Source organism: Fulvimonas soli (genome assembly GCF_003148905.1).
Classification (GTDB): domain Bacteria; phylum Pseudomonadota; class Gammaproteobacteria; order Xanthomonadales; family Rhodanobacteraceae; genus Fulvimonas; species Fulvimonas soli.
Genome location: NZ_QGHC01000021.1, coordinates 1 through 16,562 on the forward strand (window position 1 = coordinate 1; position 16,562 = coordinate 16,562).

Consider the following 16,562-nt stretch of genomic DNA (forward strand, 5'->3'; position numbering starts at 1 on the left):
GCCGCCAACCATCGCGCACAAACCGGCAACAACGCAGTACCCTCCAACCCCGGGCTTTATCAGTAATCACTGGTACGGCTGATGGGGGCAGGTCACTTGCAAGCGCTGAGTCTTTGGCCAAAGACCTCGTGCTGTCTGAGTGGCGCTATGGCGGCACTTATGCCCAAGCAAACCGTGGCTCACTACCTGTGCTGTCCGTCGAGCAGTCAATGCCTGTGGGTTGGCTGGCCGGCGTCTTTGGCCGCAAACCCTCTGGCTACACTTTCTACCGCCATGAGGGTTAGGCTGCTGCTTAACAATTCATTCAAGCCGAAGCCGCTTCGCGGCTCGGCTTAATTCTGGCGTTAGGCGTCAAAAGGCAAATCGGTCGCCTGTATTCTTGTGCTCGCCTTGGCTTGGTCGCTTATCGCCATCTACAACAACACACTCGGTGTCCATGCCAGACATTTCGTTCAAGGCGGGCTTTACCGTCGCCCAAATTGAGTGTTGGGTGGTCTGAAAAGAGGAGATCCCGCATGGGACGCTTTGTCATTGTCGCGTACAAGCCCAAGCCTGGCATGGAGCAGGCGCTGCTGGCGGTGGTCAAAAAGCATGTGGCCGTTCTCCGCTCCGAACGGCTTGTCAGCGACAAGCCACCCTATGCCATGCGTGCCGCTGACGGGACGATCATCGAGGTTTTCGAGTGGCGGTCGATCGAGGCAATCCATGCCGCGCATGGCAATCAGGCCGTCCAGGCTCTGTGGAGCGAGTTCGGTGCCGCCTGCGACTGTGTGCCATTGTCATCGCTTGCGGAGGCCCAGCAGATGTTTGCTGAGTTTGAGCCAGTGGATATCTCCATCGGTGCCGCCTGACGGTTCGGTCAAGCCGACGCCGCTTCGCGGCGCGGCTTGACCCAGGCGTTAGGCCCCACTTGAACATTCCTGATTGTGGGCGCCTTGTCGCGGCGATGGCTCGCGGGCAGCCATTGCGGCAGCCAGTCCAGCGCACGGCCGGCATGGATGGAGTTCCGGCAGGGCGCATGCAGCGCGGGGCGGTGCGGGCTGGCGGCGGCCAGGCGCTGCTGGCGCGGTCGCTTGCGGGACGTGGATGCCATACGGAAGCGCCGCATGCTGCCCGTGGTGGCGTGGCGTGAAGCGGTCGCGCCGCACACGCCGCTCAAGTTCCCGCGGAGACGGTCGATACCCCGTCCGAACGCAAAGAACGCCATGGCGCGGGGCCGCCGGGATGAACCCGGCCGGCGGCGTGCGCCGTCACCGCTGCATGAGCACCGCCGTGTCCGCACGCCATACCCAACCCGCCGAACAGCCTTCGCCGCCGCACGACGCCGTGTCCGGCGCGGGGCTGCACGCGCTGGGCGGGCTGGCGCACAAGCGCGTGCTCGACTCGGTGGCGCAGTTCACCCACCACCGCGACATCGACGCGCTGGACCAGAGCCTCACGCTGTCGCTGGCCGAGCTGGCCGGCGCGCGCGCGGTGACGCTGTACAAGCGCGCCGGCGAGGCCGGCATCACGCCGGAGAGCCTGGTGCGCTGCACCGCCCGCGCGCACGGCGGCCACATCATCGAGTCGCTGGAGCCGGCCGCCGGCGTGCCGCTGCTGGAGTCGATGCGCCAGTGCGCGGCGCAGATGCACGGCCGCATCGAGCGCACCGAGGGCGGCGGCTGCCACATGCTGGTGCCGATCCACCGCGACGGCCAGGCGCTGGGCGCGCTGCTGCTGGAGGACCTGTACGCGCCCGACGCGCTGCGCCTGCTGGTGGACGGCTTCGCGCGCATCTACGCCAACTACATCGTGCTGCTGCACGAGAGCGAGCGGGACAAGCTCACCGGCCTGTACAACCGCCGCACCTTCGAGCGCCAGCTGCAGCGGCTGCTGCAGCGCGAGGGGCGGCTGTGGCTGGCGATCCTGGACATCGACCACTTCAAGCGCATCAACGACACCTACGGCCACCTGTACGGCGATGAGGTGATCCTGCTGCTGGCCCAGCACATGCGCGCCAGCTTCGGTCCGGAGGACGTGCTGTTCCGCTTCGGCGGCGAGGAGTTCGTGGTGCTGCTGGCCGCCACCGACCCGACCGGCGCGCACGAGGCGCTGGAGCGCTTCCGCGCGCGCGTGGCCGGCCACGACTTCCCGCAGATCGGCCGCGTCACGGTCAGCGTCGGCTTCGTCGGCGTCGGCGCGCACGACTACCCGGCCACGGTGCTCGACCGCGCCGACAAGGCACTGTACTTCGCCAAGAACCACGGCCGCGACCGCGTCGCCCACTACGAGGCGCTGGTGGCGCAGGGCGCGCTGGGCGCCGCCGCGCCGGTGGGCAGCGTCGATCTGTTCTGACGGTTCCTTAGCCGGCGCTCGGCGCCTGTTTACGATCTCCCCGTGCTCCGCCGGGTAGCCGTCTGCGCGCGGGCCAAGGAAGAGCGAAGGAGTGCGCCGGTCTGCGATGGCGCGGCAGGGTGGGGTGCGGCGAGGGTCAGGGCATCGCGGCCGCAGGCCGCTCCCACAAGGCTGGCGAGGCTCCCTGTGGGAGCGGCCTCCGGCCGCGATCAACCTGACGCGAGGCCGCCAACGGCCTCGGTGCTGTCCGTCGAAGCCATGCTCCACGCCGGGTGGTCGGACGCGGCTTTGCCTGGCTGGAGGAAGCGCGGGAGGCAATGGAAGAACGGTGAGTGCCGCCTCCACACTCACCCGCGCTTCATCCAATCGGTCTTCCCGGCACCCATCCCACCGGAAGATTTTTGAACAGACGCTCAAGGTGGCGGCAGGTCCAGCTCGTCCCCGTCGCCTTCGGGCAGCGGTTCGGGGTCGGCCTCGCGCTCGGGATGCGCGTGGCCGGGGTTGCGGATCTCCTCGTCCGGCGGCTGGATGCCGGGCTGGACGATGGGCGGCTGCGGGTTCATCGGGTTGGCGGGCATGGCGGATGCTCTCCGTTGGCGGGGGAGTCATCAGCATTGGCCGGCCGCCGTAAACGCGGTGCGAGCGACGGGTGAAGGCACGCGCCGCCGGGCGCGCAGGCGGGGGCGCCGGTGGCTGGCGGGACGGCCGTTCCCCTCCGCCGCGGATGTTGCTAGCACCCGTCCCCCCGGTCCGCGGCGGGCGCCTGGCACAGCAGCAGCCGGTAGGCCGGGTGGGCGCTCTCGTCGCGGTACGGATAGCCGAGGCGGTCGAGGAAGCCGGCCAGCAGCGGCCGCTCGGCCGGCGGCACCTGCAGGCCGACCAGGATGCGGCCGGTGTCGGCGCCGTGGTTGCGGTAGTGGAACAGGCTGACGTTCCAGTCCGGGTGCAGGTGGTCGAGGAAGCGTACCAGCGCGCCGGGCCGCTCGGGGAACTCGAAGCGGTACAGCAGCTCGTCGCGCGCCAGCGGCGAGCGTCCGCCCACCATGTGGCGCAGGTGCGTCTTGGCCAGCTCGTCGTCGGTGAGGTCGAGCACGCCGAAGCCGTGCGCGGCGAAGGCCGCGGCCAGCAGCGCGCGCTCCCCCGCCCCCGCGGTCTGCACGCCGACGAAGATGTGCGCGCGCGCGGCGTCGCCGATGCGGTAGTTGAACTCGGTGACCGCGTGCTGGCCGAGCACCGCGCAGAAGCGGCGGAAGCTGCCGCGCTGCTCGGGGATGGTCACCGCGAACACCGCCTCGCGGCGGTCGCCCAGCTCGGCGCGCTCGGCGACGAAGCGCAGGCGGTCGAAGTTGAGGTTGGCGCCGGAGACGATCGCCAGCAGCGCGCCCGCGCCGCCGCGCGCGGCGGCGTACTGCTTGAGGCCGGCCAGCGCCAGCGCGCCGGAGGGCTCGGGCACGCTGCGCGTCTCCTGGTAGAGGTCGCGCATCGCCGCGCAGATCGCGTCGGTGTCCACCCGCAGCATCGCATCGGCGTGTTCGCGGCACAGCGCGAAGGTGAGCGCGCCGACCTGCTTCACCGCGGTGCCGTCGGCGAACAGGCCCACCTCGTCCAGCGCTACGCGCCGGCCCTGTTCCAGCGAGCGTGCCATCGCGTCGGCGTCGGCGGCCTGCACGCCGATCACCCGCACCTCCGGCCGCAGCGTCTTCAGCACCGCCGCTACGCCGGCCAGCAGGCCGCCGCCGCCCACCGGCACGAACACCGCTTCCAGCGGGCCCGGGTGCTGGCGCAGCAGCTCCAGCGCGACGGTGGCCTGGCCGGCGATCACGTCGGGGTCGTCGAACGGGTGCACGAACACCGCGCCGCGCGCGGCGACCAGGCGCGCGGCCTCGGCCTGCGCCTCGCTGTAGGAGTCGCCGGCAAGGACCACTTCCACCATCGCGCCGCCGAGGCGGCGCACCGCCTCCACCTTCACCGCCGGCGCGGTCACCGGCATCACGATGGCGGCGCGGATGCCGAGCCGCGCCGCGGCCAGCGCCACGCCCTGCGCGTGGTTGCCGGCGGAGGCCGCCACCACGCCGCGCGCGCGCTGCGCGGCGTCGAGCGCGGCCATCTTCGCGTAGGCGCCGCGCAGCTTGAAGGAGAAGATGCTCTGGCGATCCTCGCGCTTGAGCAGCACGCGCGCACCCAGCCGCGCGGAGAGCAGCGGCGCCTCCTCCAGCGGCGTCTCGCGCGCCACCTCGTACACCGGCGCGGCCTGTGCGCGGCGCAGCACTTCGCCGGCCGCGGGCGCGGCGCGTGGGCCGTCCGCAGCGGCGGGCAGGGCGCTCACGCGGCGCGCGCCTCCGCGGCGGGATGCTCCACCGCCAGCACGTCCACCAGCTTGCGCGTCTGGCTGAGCACCTGCGCCAGGCAGCGCTCGTCGCCCACCACGGTGAGCACCAGGCGCGATACCGAGGGGTCCTCGGTGACGCTGACGTGCAGTGCATCGATGTTGTGGCCGCGCGCGGCGAACAGCCCGGCCACGCGCACCAGTGCGCCGGCCTCGTTCTGCAGCAGGATCGACAGCGTGTGTTTCATGGTGGCGCTCCGTGGGTGCATGGTGGTGAGTCCGTGGATGAAGGCCCCTCTCTGTCCGGGGGAAGGGGATGAAGCCGCACGCTTCCCTGTGCGATCCCTCTCCCTCCGGGAGAGGGTGCCGGCAGAGCCTGCCCCGGACTTGATCCGGGGCGGGTGAGGGTGCGGCCAGCGCGAAGCGTCGAGGCTTCGCCGCACCCTCATCCGGCCCTGCGGGCCACCTTCTCCCGGAGGGAGAAGGGAAAACCCTTCAGAACATCGACGTGGCGGGAATCTCGACCTCCTTCGCTGGTGCCGCCGCGCGTGCCGGGATGAAATCGCCGGTGATCATCTGCGCGTAGGTCGCCCCCGGCCCCACCATCGGGTACACGCCCGCGTCGGGGTCGATCATCACTTCCAGGAAGGCCGGGCCGTCGAAGGCGAGGAAGTCGGCGACGGTCTCCTCCAGCTTCGCCCGGTCCTCCAGCCGCCGCGCCCAGGCGAAGCCGTCGGCCTCGGCGGCCTTGACGAAATCCTTGCGGTGCAGGCTCTTGTCCGAGGCCATGAAGCGGCCCTTGAAGAACAGCTTCTGCCACTGCCGCACCATGCCGTCGCCCTGGTTGTTGAGCACCAGGATCTTCACCGGCAGGCCGTAGGTGGTGACGGTCTCCAGCTCGCCCAGGTTCATGCGGATGCTGGCGTCGCCGTCCACGTCGATCACCAGCGCGTCCGGCCGCGCGAACTGCGCGCCGATCGCCGCCGGCAGGCCGAAGCCCATGGTGCCCATCGAGCCGGAGGTCAGCAGCTGGCGCGGCGCGCGGAAGGTGAGGTACTGCGCCGCCCACATCTGGTGCTGGCCCACGCCGGTGCTGACCACCGCGCGGCCCTGCGCGTGGCGGTCGATCGCCTCCAGCACGGCGTAGGGCTGGATCAGCGGGCTGGCGCGGTCGTAGTCCAGCGCGTGGTCGCGCTTGAGCGCGGCCACGTGCGCGTGCCATTCGGCCAGCTCGGTGCGCACGCCGTGCGCGCGGCCCCACGCGGCGAGCCGGCGCAGCGCGCGCGCCAGCGGGCCGACGTGGTGCCAGTGCACGCGCTTGACCTTGTCGATCTCGGCCGGGTCGATGTCGATCTGCGCCAGGAAGCGCGCGTTCGGCGCGAACGCCTCCGGCACGCCGGCGACGCGGTCGTCGAAGCGCGCGCCCAGCGCGAACAGGAAGTCGCAGTCCTCCACCGCGTAGTTGGCGTAGGCGGTGCCGTGCATGCCCAGCATGCCCAGCGACAGCGGATGCGCGCCGTCGAAGCCGCCCAGCCCCATCAGCGTGGTGGCAACCGGCAGGCCGAAGGCTTCCACGAATTCGGCCAGCGCCGGCGCGGCGGCGCCGGCGACCACGCCGCCGCCGGCGTAGACCAGCGGGCGCTTCGCGCGGCGCAGCGCGTCGAAGAAGGCCGCGCAGTCGGCGTCGGAGAGCTCGGCGTGCTCCACCTGCGCCAGCCGCGCGCGGTAGCCGGGCAGCGGCAGCTCGCCCGCGCCGGCATAGCGCAGCGGGGCGTTCTGCACGTCCTTGGGAATGTCCACCACCACCGGGCCGGGCCGGCCGCTGCGCGCGATGGCGAAGGCGGTGCGCAGGGTGGCCTCCAGCTTCGCCGCGTCGGTGACCAGGAACACGTGCTTGGCGCAGGCGCCCATGATGTTGCTGATCGGCGCCTCCTGGAAGGCGTCGCTGCCGATCGCCGCGGTGGCCACCTGGCCGCAGATCACCACCAGCGGGATCGAGTCGGCCATGGAGTCGCGCACCGGCGTCACCGTGTTGGTGGCGCCGGGGCCGGAGGTGACGATGGCCACGCCCACCTTGCCGGAGGCGCGCGCGTAGCCGGCCGCCATGAAGCCCGCGCCCTGCTCGTTGGCCGGCACCACCAGCGGCATCGGCTCGCCGCCGTCCGCGCGCGGGTGCGCCACGTTGTAGCGGAACACCGCGTCGTACACCGGCAGGATGGCGCCGCCGGAGTAGCCGAACAGCACGTCCACGCCTTCGTCCGCGAGGACCTGCACCACCACGTCGGCGCCGCTCATCGCCTGGCCGGCGCGCGGGTGGCGGTCGGTGTCGGTGGTGGGGACTGGCAGTGCTTGGGTGGTCACCGGGGGTTCCTTGGGCGTGGCGGGATCGTGTCTGGGGCGATAGCGGCATCGCGCAGGCTCTCCTCCGCGCGTCGTCCCGGGGCAGGCCGGGATCCAGGGGCGACCGCGCTCGGCGCGGGCCGCGCAGTCACTGGATTCCGGCCCCGGATCGGGTCCGGGGCAGGCCCTGCGCCGGAATGACGGCGGAAAGAGGGCGCCACCGCTCAGCCCACCTTCTTCAGCGGCTCGGCGGACGGCTGCGGCGCGGCGGCCTGCAGCCAGGGCATGCGCGCGCGCAAGCGTTTGCCGACCTGCTCGACCGGGTGCTCGAGGTCGGCCTGCTTGTACTGCTTGTAGTTCGGCAGGCCGGCCTGGTATTCGGCGATCCAGTTCTTGGCGAAGGTGCCGTCCTGGATGTCCTTGAGCACTTCCTTCATGCGCGCCTTCACGCCGGCGTCGATCACGCGCGGGCCGCTCACGTAGTCGCCGTACTGCGCGGTCTCGGAGACGAACTCCAGCATCCGCGTGATGCCGCCCTCGTAGAACAGGTCCACGATCAGCTTCAGCTCGTGCAGCACCTCGTAGTAGGCGATCTCCGGCTGGTAGCCGGCCTCCACCAGGGTCTCGAAGCCGGCCTGCACCAGCGAGCTGGCGCCGCCGCACAGCACCGCCTGCTCGCCGAACAGGTCCGTCTCGGTCTCCTCCTTGAAGTCGGTCTTGATCAGCAGCGCGCGGCCGCCGCCGATGCCGTCGGCATAGGCCTTGGCCTTCGCCTCGGCCTGGCCGCTCACGTCCTGGTGCACCGCCCAGATGCAGGGCACGCCGCGGCCGATCTCGTACTCGCGGCGCACCAGCGCGCCGGGGCCCTTGGGCGCGACCAGGATCACGTCGACGTCCTGGCGCGGCCCGATCTGCCCGAAGTGCACGTTGAAGCCGTGCGCGAACAGCAGCGCCGCGCCGGGCTTGATGTTCGGCGCGATGGCGTCGCGGTACAGCGCCGGCTGCACCATGTCGGGGGTGAGCACGGCGACCAGGTCGGCGCCCTTCACCGCCTCGGCCGGCTCGGCCACGTTGAACCCTTCCGCGCGGGCCTTCTCCCACGAGGGGCCGCCCTTGCGCAGGCCGACCACGACGTCGAGGCCGGAGTCGCGCAGGTTGAGGGCGTGGGCGCGGCCCTGGCTGCCGTAGCCGAGGACGGCGATGCGCGCCTTGGCGAGCGTGTCGTTGGTGGTGCTCATGCGGTGACTCCTGCGGTAGTGGGTTTGGAAGTCTGGAAGGCCGGGCCGGATGCGCCCGGGCCAGGGTGGGTGGTGGCGCCGTCCGAGGCCGAGCCGACCATCAGCGCGTACTTGGCCAGCGCGCCGCGGGTGACCTTGGGCGCGGGCGGCTGCCAGGCCGCGCGGCGCGCGGCGAGGTCGGCGTCGGTGGCGATCGTGCGGGCCACCGCGTCGATGACGATGCGGTCGCCGTCCTCCAGCAGCGCGATCGGGCCGCCGCGCGCCGCCTCCGGCGCGATGTGGCCGACCATGTAGCCGTGGGTGGCGCCGGAGAAGCGGCCGTCGGTGATCAGCGCCACGTCGTCGCCCAGCCCGCGGCCGACCAGCGCGGCGGTGACGCCGAGCATCTCGCGCATGCCGGGGCCGCCGGCGGGGCCCTCGTTGCGGATCACGATCACGTCGCCCTTGGCGATGGTGCCGCCCTGCACCGCGGCGAAGGCCTGCTCCTCGCTCTCGAACACGCGCGCGCGGCCCTCGAAATGGCCGCCGCCCTTGCCGACCAGCTTGAGGATGCAGCCCTCCGGCGCGAGGTTGCCGTACAGGATCGAGTAGCCGCCGCGCGGCTTGAGCGGGGCGCCCACCGGATGCACCACGTCCTGCCGCTCCGCGCGCGGCGCGGCGGCGGCCTCCTCGAACAGCGAGCGGCCGGTGACGGTGGGCGCGTCCTCCAGCATGCCGGCGGCGATCAGCTCCTGCGCCACGCGCGCGCTGCCGCCGGCGCCGAACAGCTCCACCGCGGTGTAGCGGCCGCCGGGCAGCAGGTCGGCGATCACCGGGGTCTGCTCGGAGGCGGGCTGGAAGTCCTCCAGCGTCCACTCGGTGCCGGCCTCGCGCGCGATCGCCAGCAGGTGCAGCACCGCGTTGGTGGAGCCGGCGGTGGCGGCGACCATGCGCGCGGCGTTGCGGAAGGCGGTGCGGGTGAGCAGCTCGCGCGGCGTGCGGCCGGCCTCCAGGCACTCCATCGCCAGCTCGCCGCAGCGGTAGGCGGCGTGCTTCTTCGCCGGGTGCGTGGCCGGGATGTCGTTGAAGCCCAGCGGCGACAGGCCCAGCGTGGACAGCACCATCGCCATGGTGTTGGCGGTGAACTGGCCGCCGCAGGCGCCGGCGCCGGGGCAGGCGTCCTTCTCCACCGAGGCCAGTTCGGCGTCGCTGATCCGGCCCGCGCCGTGCGCGCCCACCGCCTCGAACACCTGCTGGATGGTGATCGGGTGGCCGTCGTGGGTGCCGTGCGCGATGGTGCCGCCGTACAGCGCCACGCCGGGGATGTTCAGGCGCGCCAGCGCCATCGCCGCGGCCGGGATGGTCTTGTCGCAGCCGCACAGCACCACCATCGCGTCGAGGCAGTGGCCGTCCACCGCCAGCTCGATGGAGTCGGCGATCACCTCGCGGCTGACCAGCGAGGCGCGCATGCCGGGCGTGCCCATCGCCATGCCGTCGGTGACCGAGACGGTGTTGAACTCCACCGGCGTGCCGCCCGCGGCGCGGATGCCGGCGGCGGCGTGCTCGGCCAGCTCGCGCAGGCCGAGGTTGCACGGGCTGACGTTGGAGTAGGTGTGCACCACCGCGACCAGCGGCCGCGCGATGGCCGCGTCGTCGAGGCCGGTCGCGCGCATCATCGCGCGGGCGGGGGCGCGGTCGGGACCGCTCTTCATGATGTCACTGCGCATGAAAGCTCCGGAACGGGAAGAAAAGAGCCCCCTGCGTGCAGCGCGGGACGGCGCCGGGGAGGTACGCCTGAGGGAGGTTGTCCATGGCGGACTGCACGCAGGAGAGCAAGCGGCGGTCGCCGCGTGGCGCGGCGGCCGGAAGGCAGGGGGAGTGGTGGTCGCGGGCTTCGGGCTCCGGCGGGCATCCCGTTGGGGCCTTCGCGGGAGCGGTGGAGGAAGTCGGCTGTCTGGCGAGGGAGCCCTTCGCGGCCGCAGGCCGCTCCCCCAAGGCTTGCGAGGCCCCTGTGGGAGCGGCCTGCGGCCGCGACAGCCGCAAGCCCCGCCAGGCCAGACCATCCGCACGGGCGCGCCTCAGCCGCATGCGCGCACCCCGCTGAAGAAGGCGTGGCTGGTCGCGGCATGGTCCTCCAGCGCGATCCGCACCGCGTCGAGCACCGCCGCGGTGCCGGCGTTGCCGCCGAGGTCGCGGCTGCGCGGGCCGTGCTCCAGCACCTGCGCCACGGCGGCCTCGACCGCCTGCGCCTCGGCCTCCAGGCCCAGCGAGTGGCGCAGCAGCAGCGCGGCGGAGAGGATCGCGCCGACCGGGTTGGCGACGCCCTGGCCCGCGATGTCCGGCGCCGAGCCGTGGATCGGCTCGTACAGGCCGTGGCTGCCCTCGCCCAGCGAGGCGGAGGGCAGCAGGCCCAGCGAGCCGGCCAGCGCCGCGGCCTCGTCGGTGAGGATGTCGCCGAACAGGTTCTCGGTGACTACCACGTCGTAGCGGGAGGGCTGGGTCAGCAGCAGCATCGCCATCGAGTCGACCAGCTGGTGCTCCAGCCCCACGTCCGGGTAGTCGGCGGCCACGCGCGCGATCGTGCTGCGCCACAGCCGCGAGGTCTCCAGCACGTTGGCCTTGTCCACCGAGGTGACGTGCCGGCGGCGGCCGCGCGCCAGCTCGAAGGCGCGGCGCGCCACGCGCTCGATCTCGGCCACGGTGTACTTGCACTCGTCGGTGGCGGCGTCGGCGCCGCGCGTCTTGGCGCCGAAGTAGGCGCCGCCGGTCAGCTCGCGCACGAACAGCACGTCGACGCCCCTGAGCTTCTCGGTCTTCAGCGGCGACAGCGCGGCCAGCGCCGGGTGCACGGCGAGCGGGCGCAGGTTGGCGTACACGCCCAGGCCCGCGCGCAGCGCCAGCAGGCCCTGCTCGGGGCGCACCGGCGCGTTCGGGTCGGACCACTTCGGCCCGCCCACCGCGCCCAGCAGCACCGCGTCGGCGCGCTGGCAGGCCTCGAGCGTGGCCGCCGGCAGCGGCTCGCCGGTGGCGTCGATGGCGCAGCCGCCGATCGGGTGCTCGGCGAACGCGAAGTCGTGGCCGTAGTGCCCGGCGACGGCTTCCAGCACGGCCACCGCGGCGGCGGTGACCTCCGGGCCGACGCCGTCGCCGGGCAGGGTGACGATGCGGGCTTTCATGCGCGGGTGTCCTCGTGCGGGATAACGGTTTCGTCGTCGCCGTCATCCCGGCGGAAGCCGGGATCCAGCGCCTTCGCCGGGGATGCGGAAGTTGCTGGGTCCCGGCTTTCGCTGGGACGACGGTGAGGGGATGCGTGGCGTGTCATGGGTTTCATGCCGCCCTCTCGAAGCGGGCCTCGAACGCCGCGATCGCGTCCTCGTGCTGCCGCAGGAAGCCGAGCTGGTCCACGCCGTGGAGCAGGCAGTGGCGGGCGAAGGGTTCCAGGCGGAAGCCGATGCGGCCGCCGTCGGGCAGTTCCACGTACTGGCCGGCCACGTCGATCGCCAGCTCGATGCCGGGGTGTTCGAGCAGCCAGCGGTGCTCGGCCTCGTCGATCACGATGGCGAGCAGGCCGTTCTTCAGCGCGTTGTTGCGGAAGATGTCCGCGATCTCGCTGCACAGCACCGCGCGGAGCCCAAAGTCCAGCAGCGCCCACGGCGCGTGCTCGCGCGAGGAGCCGCAGCCGAAGTTGCGCCCGGCCACCACGATGGCGCAGCCTTTCGCCTCCGGCTTGTTGAGCGGGAAGGCGGGGTTGTCGCCGCCCTCGGGCAGGTAGCGCCAGTCGTGGAAGCAGAGCCTGCCCAGGCCCTCGCGGGTGGTGGTGGTGAGGAAGCGCGCGGGGATGATGCGGTCGGTGTCGATGTTCTCGTCCGACAGCACGGCGGTGCGCGAGTGGATGCGGGTGATCGGCTGCATCAGAAAACCTCCGAAGGACAAAGTCCCTTCTCCCCCGCGGGGGAGAAGGTGCCCCGCAGGGGCGGATGAGGGGCGGGTGCTCGCCGCAAGCGGTTTGCGTTCGCCTCCTCTCCCCTTCGGGGAGAGGATCGAGGTGAGGGGTGGGTGCTCGCGGCGACGCTGATGATCGAAGCGCGCTTCGATGCAGGGATGCCGCAAGCGCGGCCCCTCACCCCGGCCCTCTCCCCGGAGGGGAGAGGGAGAAGAGCTGCAATGCGGGCGCTCATGCCGCGGCCTCCGCCAGGAACTCGCGCGGGTCGGCGATGCGCCCGGCCACGGCGGACGCCGCGGCGGTGGCGGGGCTGGCCAGCACGGTGCGCGCGCCCTTGCCCTGGCGGCCCTCGAAGTTGCGGTTGGAGGTGGACACGACCAGCTGTCCCGGCTGCGCGAGGTCGCCGTTCATGGCGATGCACATCGAGCAGCCGGGCACGCGCCATTCCGCGCCGGCGGCGCGGAACACCTCGTGCAGCCCTTCCGCCTCGGCGGCGCGGCGCACCGCCTCGGAGCCGGGCACCACCAGCATGCGCACGCCCTCGGCCACGCGGCGGCCGCGCAGCACCGCGGCGGCCTCGCGCAGGTCGGGCAGGCGCGAGTTGGTGCAGCTGCCGACGAACACCACGTCCACCGGCGTGCCCTGCATCGGCTTGCCGGCCTCGCTCTTCATGTAGTCCAGCGCGCGCCGCTCGGGCAGGTTGCGCGCGGCCGGCACCGGTGCGTCGATGGCGATCGCCATGCCGGGATGGGTGCCGTAGGTGACGGTGGGGCGGACCTCGCGCGCGTCGATGCGCACCTCGCGGTCGTAGCGCGCGCCCTCGTCGGCCCTGAGCGCGCGCCAGCGCGCCACCGCGCGCTCCCACGCCGCGCCCTGCGGCGCGCGCGGGCGGCCCTTCAGCCAGGCGAAGGTGGTCTCGTCCGGCGCGATCAGGCCGGCGCGCGCGCCCGCCTCGATCGACATGTTGCACACCGTCATGCGCTCCTCCATCGAGAGCGCCTCGATCGCCGCGCCGCGGTACTCGATGACGTGGCCGGTACCGCCGTCCACGCCGATCCGGCCGATGATGTGCAGGATCAGGTCCTTCGCGCCCACGCCCGGCGGCAGCGCGCCGTCGACGTGGATCGCCAGCGTCCTGGGCTTGCGTTGCAGCAGGCACTGCGTGGCCAGCACGTGGCCCACCTCGGTGGTGCCGATGCCGAAGGCCAGCGCGCCGAACGCGCCGTGGGTGGAGGTGTGGCTGTCGCCGCAGACGATGGTCATGCCCGGCTGGGTGGCGCCCAGTTCCGGGCCGATCACGTGCACGATGCCGCGCTCGGCGCTGTCCCAGCCGTGCAGCTCGATGCCGAAGGCGCGGCAGTTGGCCTCCAGCTGCGCCACCTGTGCCTTCGCCTCGGCGCTGGCGTAGGGGCGCTCGCCGTCGGGGCCGGGCGGCAGCGTGGGGGTGGAGTGGTCCAGCGTGGCCAGCGTGCGCTCGGGGCGGCGCACGGACAGGCCGCGCGCGCGCAGCTCGTCGAACGCCTGCGGCGAGGTCACCTCGTGCACCAGGTGCAGGTCGATGTACAGGATCGCCGGCGTGTCGGCGCTCTCCGGCGCCACCAGGTGCGCGTCCCACAGCTTGTCGAACAGCGTGCGCGGACCGCTCATGCCGAAGCCTCCACCACCACGGTTTTTTGCTCTTCTTGAGAAGTGCGGCCATGGATGGCCGCTCGTTGACTTTCGCGGTCAGGGATGACCGCACTAGTACCGGTCACCGTCGTCAGCCAGCCCCAGCGGTCGGCGGTGCGCCCGTCGAACAGGCCGAAGAACGCCTCGCGCAGCGCGCGCGTCACCGGGCCGGGCTGGCCGGTGCCGACCGTCTTGCGGTCCACCGAGCGCACCGGGGTGATCTCCGCCGCGGTGCCGGTCATGAACACCTCGTCGGCGGTGTACAGCGCCTCGCGCGGCAGGTCGCGCTCCTCCACCGGGATGCCCAGCTCGGCGGCCAGGGTGATCACGCTGTCGCGGGTGATGCCGGCGAGGATGCCGGCGCTGGACGGCGGCGTGAGCAGCCTGCCCTTCTTCACCAGGAACAGGTTCTCGCCCGCGCCCTCGCCGAGCAGGCCGTTGTGGCCGAGCGCGATGCCCTCGTCGTAGCCGCCGCGCTGCGCCTCCAGCGCGATCAGCTGGCTGGAGAGGTAGTTGCCGCCGGCCTTGGCCCAGCTCGGCAGGGTGTTCGGCGCCGGGCGGTGCCAGGAGGACACGCACACGTCCGCGCCGCGCTCGGCCGCCTCGCCCAGGTAGGCGCCCCAGGCCAGCGCCATGATCGCCACCTCGACCGGCGCGCCGTCCTTCGGCAGCACGCCCAGGCCGCCGGCGCCGCGGAACACGATCGGCCGCACGTAGGCCGAGGCCATGCGGTTGGCGCGGATCAGCTCCAGGCAGGCGGCGTTGATCTCCTCCTCGCTGTAGCCGATCTCGATCTCGTACACGCGCGCCGACTCGAACAGCCGCCGCGTGTGGTCGGCCAGGCGGAAGTAGGCCGGGCCCCGCGGCGTGGCGTACACGCGCTCGCCCTCGAACACCGACGAGCCGTAGTGCAGCGCGTGCGCGCTGACGTGGACGCTGGCGTCGGCCCAGGGCCTGATGCGGCCGTTGTGCCAGAGGTAGGGCGTGTTCATGCGGAGGTCTCCTGGCGCGCGCGTCCGTGCGCGCGGCGGTCGGCGGGCGGCCTTCCGTGGCCGGGTTCTTCAGGGGAAAGGCGCGCCGGGCTCTGGCGCTCGATCCGGTTGACGATGGCCAGCGCGGCCTTGGCGGCGGCCTCGACGATGTCGGTGCTGACCGCGTGGCCGCGCCAGGCGCGGCCGGCGTGGCGGGCGGTGAGGCTGGCCTGGCCCTGCGCGTCGCCGCCCTCGCCGATGGCGTGCACGGCGAAGTCGGTGAGCTCCACCGCGTGGCCGGTGGCGCGCTCGATCGCGCGCAGCACCGCGTCCACCGGACCGTCGCCCAGCGCCGCCTCGGCGGCCTGGCGGCCGTCCTCGTGGGCCAGCTTCACCGAGGCCGAGGCGCTGCCGCCCAGGTGGGTGGCGGTGTTGAGCTGGGTGATGCGCCAGGGACCGGCGGCGTCCGGGTCCTGGCCCAGCGCCAGCGCCTCCAGGTCCTCGTCGGTCACCTCGCGCTTCCTGTCGGCCAGCGCCTTGAAGCGGGCGAACAGCGCGTCCATCGCCGCCTCGTCGACGGCGTGGCCCAGCGCGGCCAGGCGCTGGCGCAGCGCGTGGCGGCCGGAGTGCTTGCCCAGCACCAGCCGGGTCTCGGCCATGCCGACGTCTTCCGGCCGCATGATCTCGTAGGTGCCGCGGTGCTTGAGCATGCCGTGCTGGTGGATGCCCGACTCGTGCGCGAAGGCGTTCTCGCCGACGATCGCCTTGTTGCGCGGCACCGGCTGGCCGGTGACCTGCGCCAGCAGGCGCGAGGCGGGCACCAGCCGGCGCGTGTCGATGCGCGTGTCCGCGCCGTAGTAGGCGCCGCGCACCTTCAGCGCCATCACGATCTCCTCCAGCGCGGCGTTGCCGGCGCGCTCGCCGATGCCGTTGACGGTGCATTCCACCTGCCGCGCGCCGGCGCCGATCGCGGCCAGGCTGTTGGCCACCGCCAGGCCCAGGTCGTCGTGGCAGTGGCTGGAGAACACCAGCCGGTCCGCGCCGCGCACGTTCGCCCGCAGGTACGCGAACAGCTCGGCGATCTCCATCGGCGTGGCGTAGCCCACCGTGTCCGGCGCGTTCAGCGTGGTGGCGCCGGCCGCCGCCGCGGCGCCGAACACCTCGGCCAGGAACTCCCGCTCGGTGCGCGTGGCGTCCTCGGCCGAGAACTCCACCTCGTCGCACAGCTGCACCGCGCGCTCGATCGAGGCGACCGCGGTGTCCAGCACCTGCTGCTTGCTCATGTTGAGCTTGTGCTCGCGGTGCAGCGGGCTGGTGGAGAGGAACAGGTGGATGCGCGCGCGGCGCGCCTTCTCCAGCGCGCGCGCGGTGGTCTCGATGTCGCCGGGCACGCAGCGCGCGAGGCCGCAGGCGGTGCTGGTGGTCAGCGTGCCGGCGATCTCCGCCACCGCGGCGAAGTCGTCCGGCGAGGCCTGCGGGAAGCCGGCCTCCAGCACGTCCACGCCCAGCGCCTCCAGCGTCTGCGCCATGCGCAGCTTGGCGCGGCGGTCCATCGAGAAGCCGGGCGCCTGCTCGCCGTCGCGCAGGGTGGTGTCGAAGATGCGTACGTGCGGCTCGGCGGCCGCTTCGCCGCCGTGGTCCGTGGGGTTCGCCGTGCTGGTCGGGTTCATCGCTCGGTCTCCGCTGGTGCGTCACCGAGGGCAACAAAAAACCCCGCGCCATCTCTGGTGCGGGGTTCTTCGGGAGTCTTCAGGTTGCTTTGC

13 protein-coding genes are annotated in these 16,562 nt (G+C 72.7%); 2 read left to right on the forward strand and 11 right to left on the reverse strand.

Going from position 1 to position 16,562, the window contains the following annotated elements; translation table 11 throughout:
* Window positions 1–515: 515 nt before the first annotated feature.
* Together C7456_RS16080 and C7456_RS16085 are read left to right on the forward strand one after the other, a co-directional pair.
* Entirely contained in the window at window positions 516–851 is a 336-nt protein-coding gene (locus tag C7456_RS16080; protein ID WP_109724821.1) for a hypothetical protein, read from the forward strand.
* A gap of 421 nt (window positions 852–1,272) precedes the next feature.
* The gene (locus C7456_RS16085; RefSeq protein WP_245889911.1) at window positions 1,273–2,334 is read left to right on the forward strand and encodes a GGDEF domain-containing protein; all 1,062 of its coding nucleotides are present in this window, start codon (window positions 1,273–1,275) and stop codon (window positions 2,332–2,334) included.
* Window positions 2,335–2,747: 413 nt separating this feature from the next.
* Here C7456_RS16085 and C7456_RS17260 read toward each other — a convergent pair whose 3' ends face one another.
* The 11 genes from C7456_RS17260 to C7456_RS16135 form a co-directional block, all read right to left on the reverse strand.
* On the reverse strand, window positions 2,748–2,912 hold the full coding sequence (locus tag C7456_RS17260) for a hypothetical protein (protein ID WP_170120239.1): 165 nt from the start codon (window positions 2,910–2,912) through the stop codon (window positions 2,748–2,750).
* A gap of 152 nt (window positions 2,913–3,064) precedes the next feature.
* Window positions 3,065–4,603, reverse strand: a complete 1,539-nt coding sequence (ilvA, locus tag C7456_RS16090) for a threonine ammonia-lyase, biosynthetic (RefSeq protein WP_425454643.1) — start codon at window positions 4,601–4,603, stop codon at window positions 3,065–3,067.
* 53 nt (window positions 4,604–4,656) lie between these two features.
* On the reverse strand, window positions 4,657–4,908 hold the full coding sequence (gene ilvN, locus C7456_RS16095; protein WP_109724822.1) for an acetolactate synthase small subunit: 252 nt from the start codon (window positions 4,906–4,908) through the stop codon (window positions 4,657–4,659).
* 247 nt (window positions 4,909–5,155) lie between these two features.
* On the reverse strand, window positions 5,156–6,955 hold the full coding sequence (gene ilvB, locus C7456_RS16100) for a biosynthetic-type acetolactate synthase large subunit (protein ID WP_109724843.1): 1,800 nt from the start codon (window positions 6,953–6,955) through the stop codon (window positions 5,156–5,158).
* A 269-nt stretch (window positions 6,956–7,224) separates the two neighbouring features.
* On the reverse strand, window positions 7,225–8,238 hold the full coding sequence (gene ilvC / locus C7456_RS16105; RefSeq protein WP_109724823.1) for a ketol-acid reductoisomerase: 1,014 nt from the start codon (window positions 8,236–8,238) through the stop codon (window positions 7,225–7,227).
* Window positions 8,235–9,944 carry a dihydroxy-acid dehydratase gene (ilvD, locus tag C7456_RS16110; protein WP_109724824.1) on the reverse strand — a complete coding sequence of 570 codons (1,710 nt, stop codon included), beginning with the start codon at window positions 9,942–9,944 and terminating at the stop codon, window positions 8,235–8,237. Before ilvD ends, ilvC begins: the two co-directional genes overlap by 4 nt.
* A 351-nt stretch (window positions 9,945–10,295) precedes the next feature.
* Window positions 10,296–11,393, reverse strand: a complete 1,098-nt coding sequence (gene leuB, locus C7456_RS16115; RefSeq protein ID WP_109724825.1) for a 3-isopropylmalate dehydrogenase — start codon at window positions 11,391–11,393, stop codon at window positions 10,296–10,298.
* A gap of 151 nt (window positions 11,394–11,544) precedes the next feature.
* Entirely contained in the window at window positions 11,545–12,129 is a 585-nt protein-coding gene (leuD, locus tag C7456_RS16120; RefSeq protein WP_109724826.1) for a 3-isopropylmalate dehydratase small subunit, read from the reverse strand.
* 262 nt (window positions 12,130–12,391) lie between these two features.
* Entirely contained in the window at window positions 12,392–13,807 is a 1,416-nt protein-coding gene (gene leuC, locus C7456_RS16125) for a 3-isopropylmalate dehydratase large subunit (RefSeq protein WP_109724827.1), read from the reverse strand.
* Complete coding sequence (locus C7456_RS16130) at window positions 13,804–14,820, reverse strand: branched-chain amino acid transaminase (protein WP_109724828.1); 1,017 nt, start codon at window positions 14,818–14,820, stop codon at window positions 13,804–13,806. Before C7456_RS16130 ends, leuC begins: the two co-directional genes overlap by 4 nt.
* Window positions 14,817–16,469, reverse strand: coding sequence for a 2-isopropylmalate synthase (locus C7456_RS16135; protein ID WP_109724829.1), 1,653 nt, complete (start codon window positions 16,467–16,469; stop codon window positions 14,817–14,819). Before C7456_RS16135 ends, C7456_RS16130 begins: the two co-directional genes overlap by 4 nt.
* Window positions 16,470–16,562: the final 93 nt, after the last annotated feature.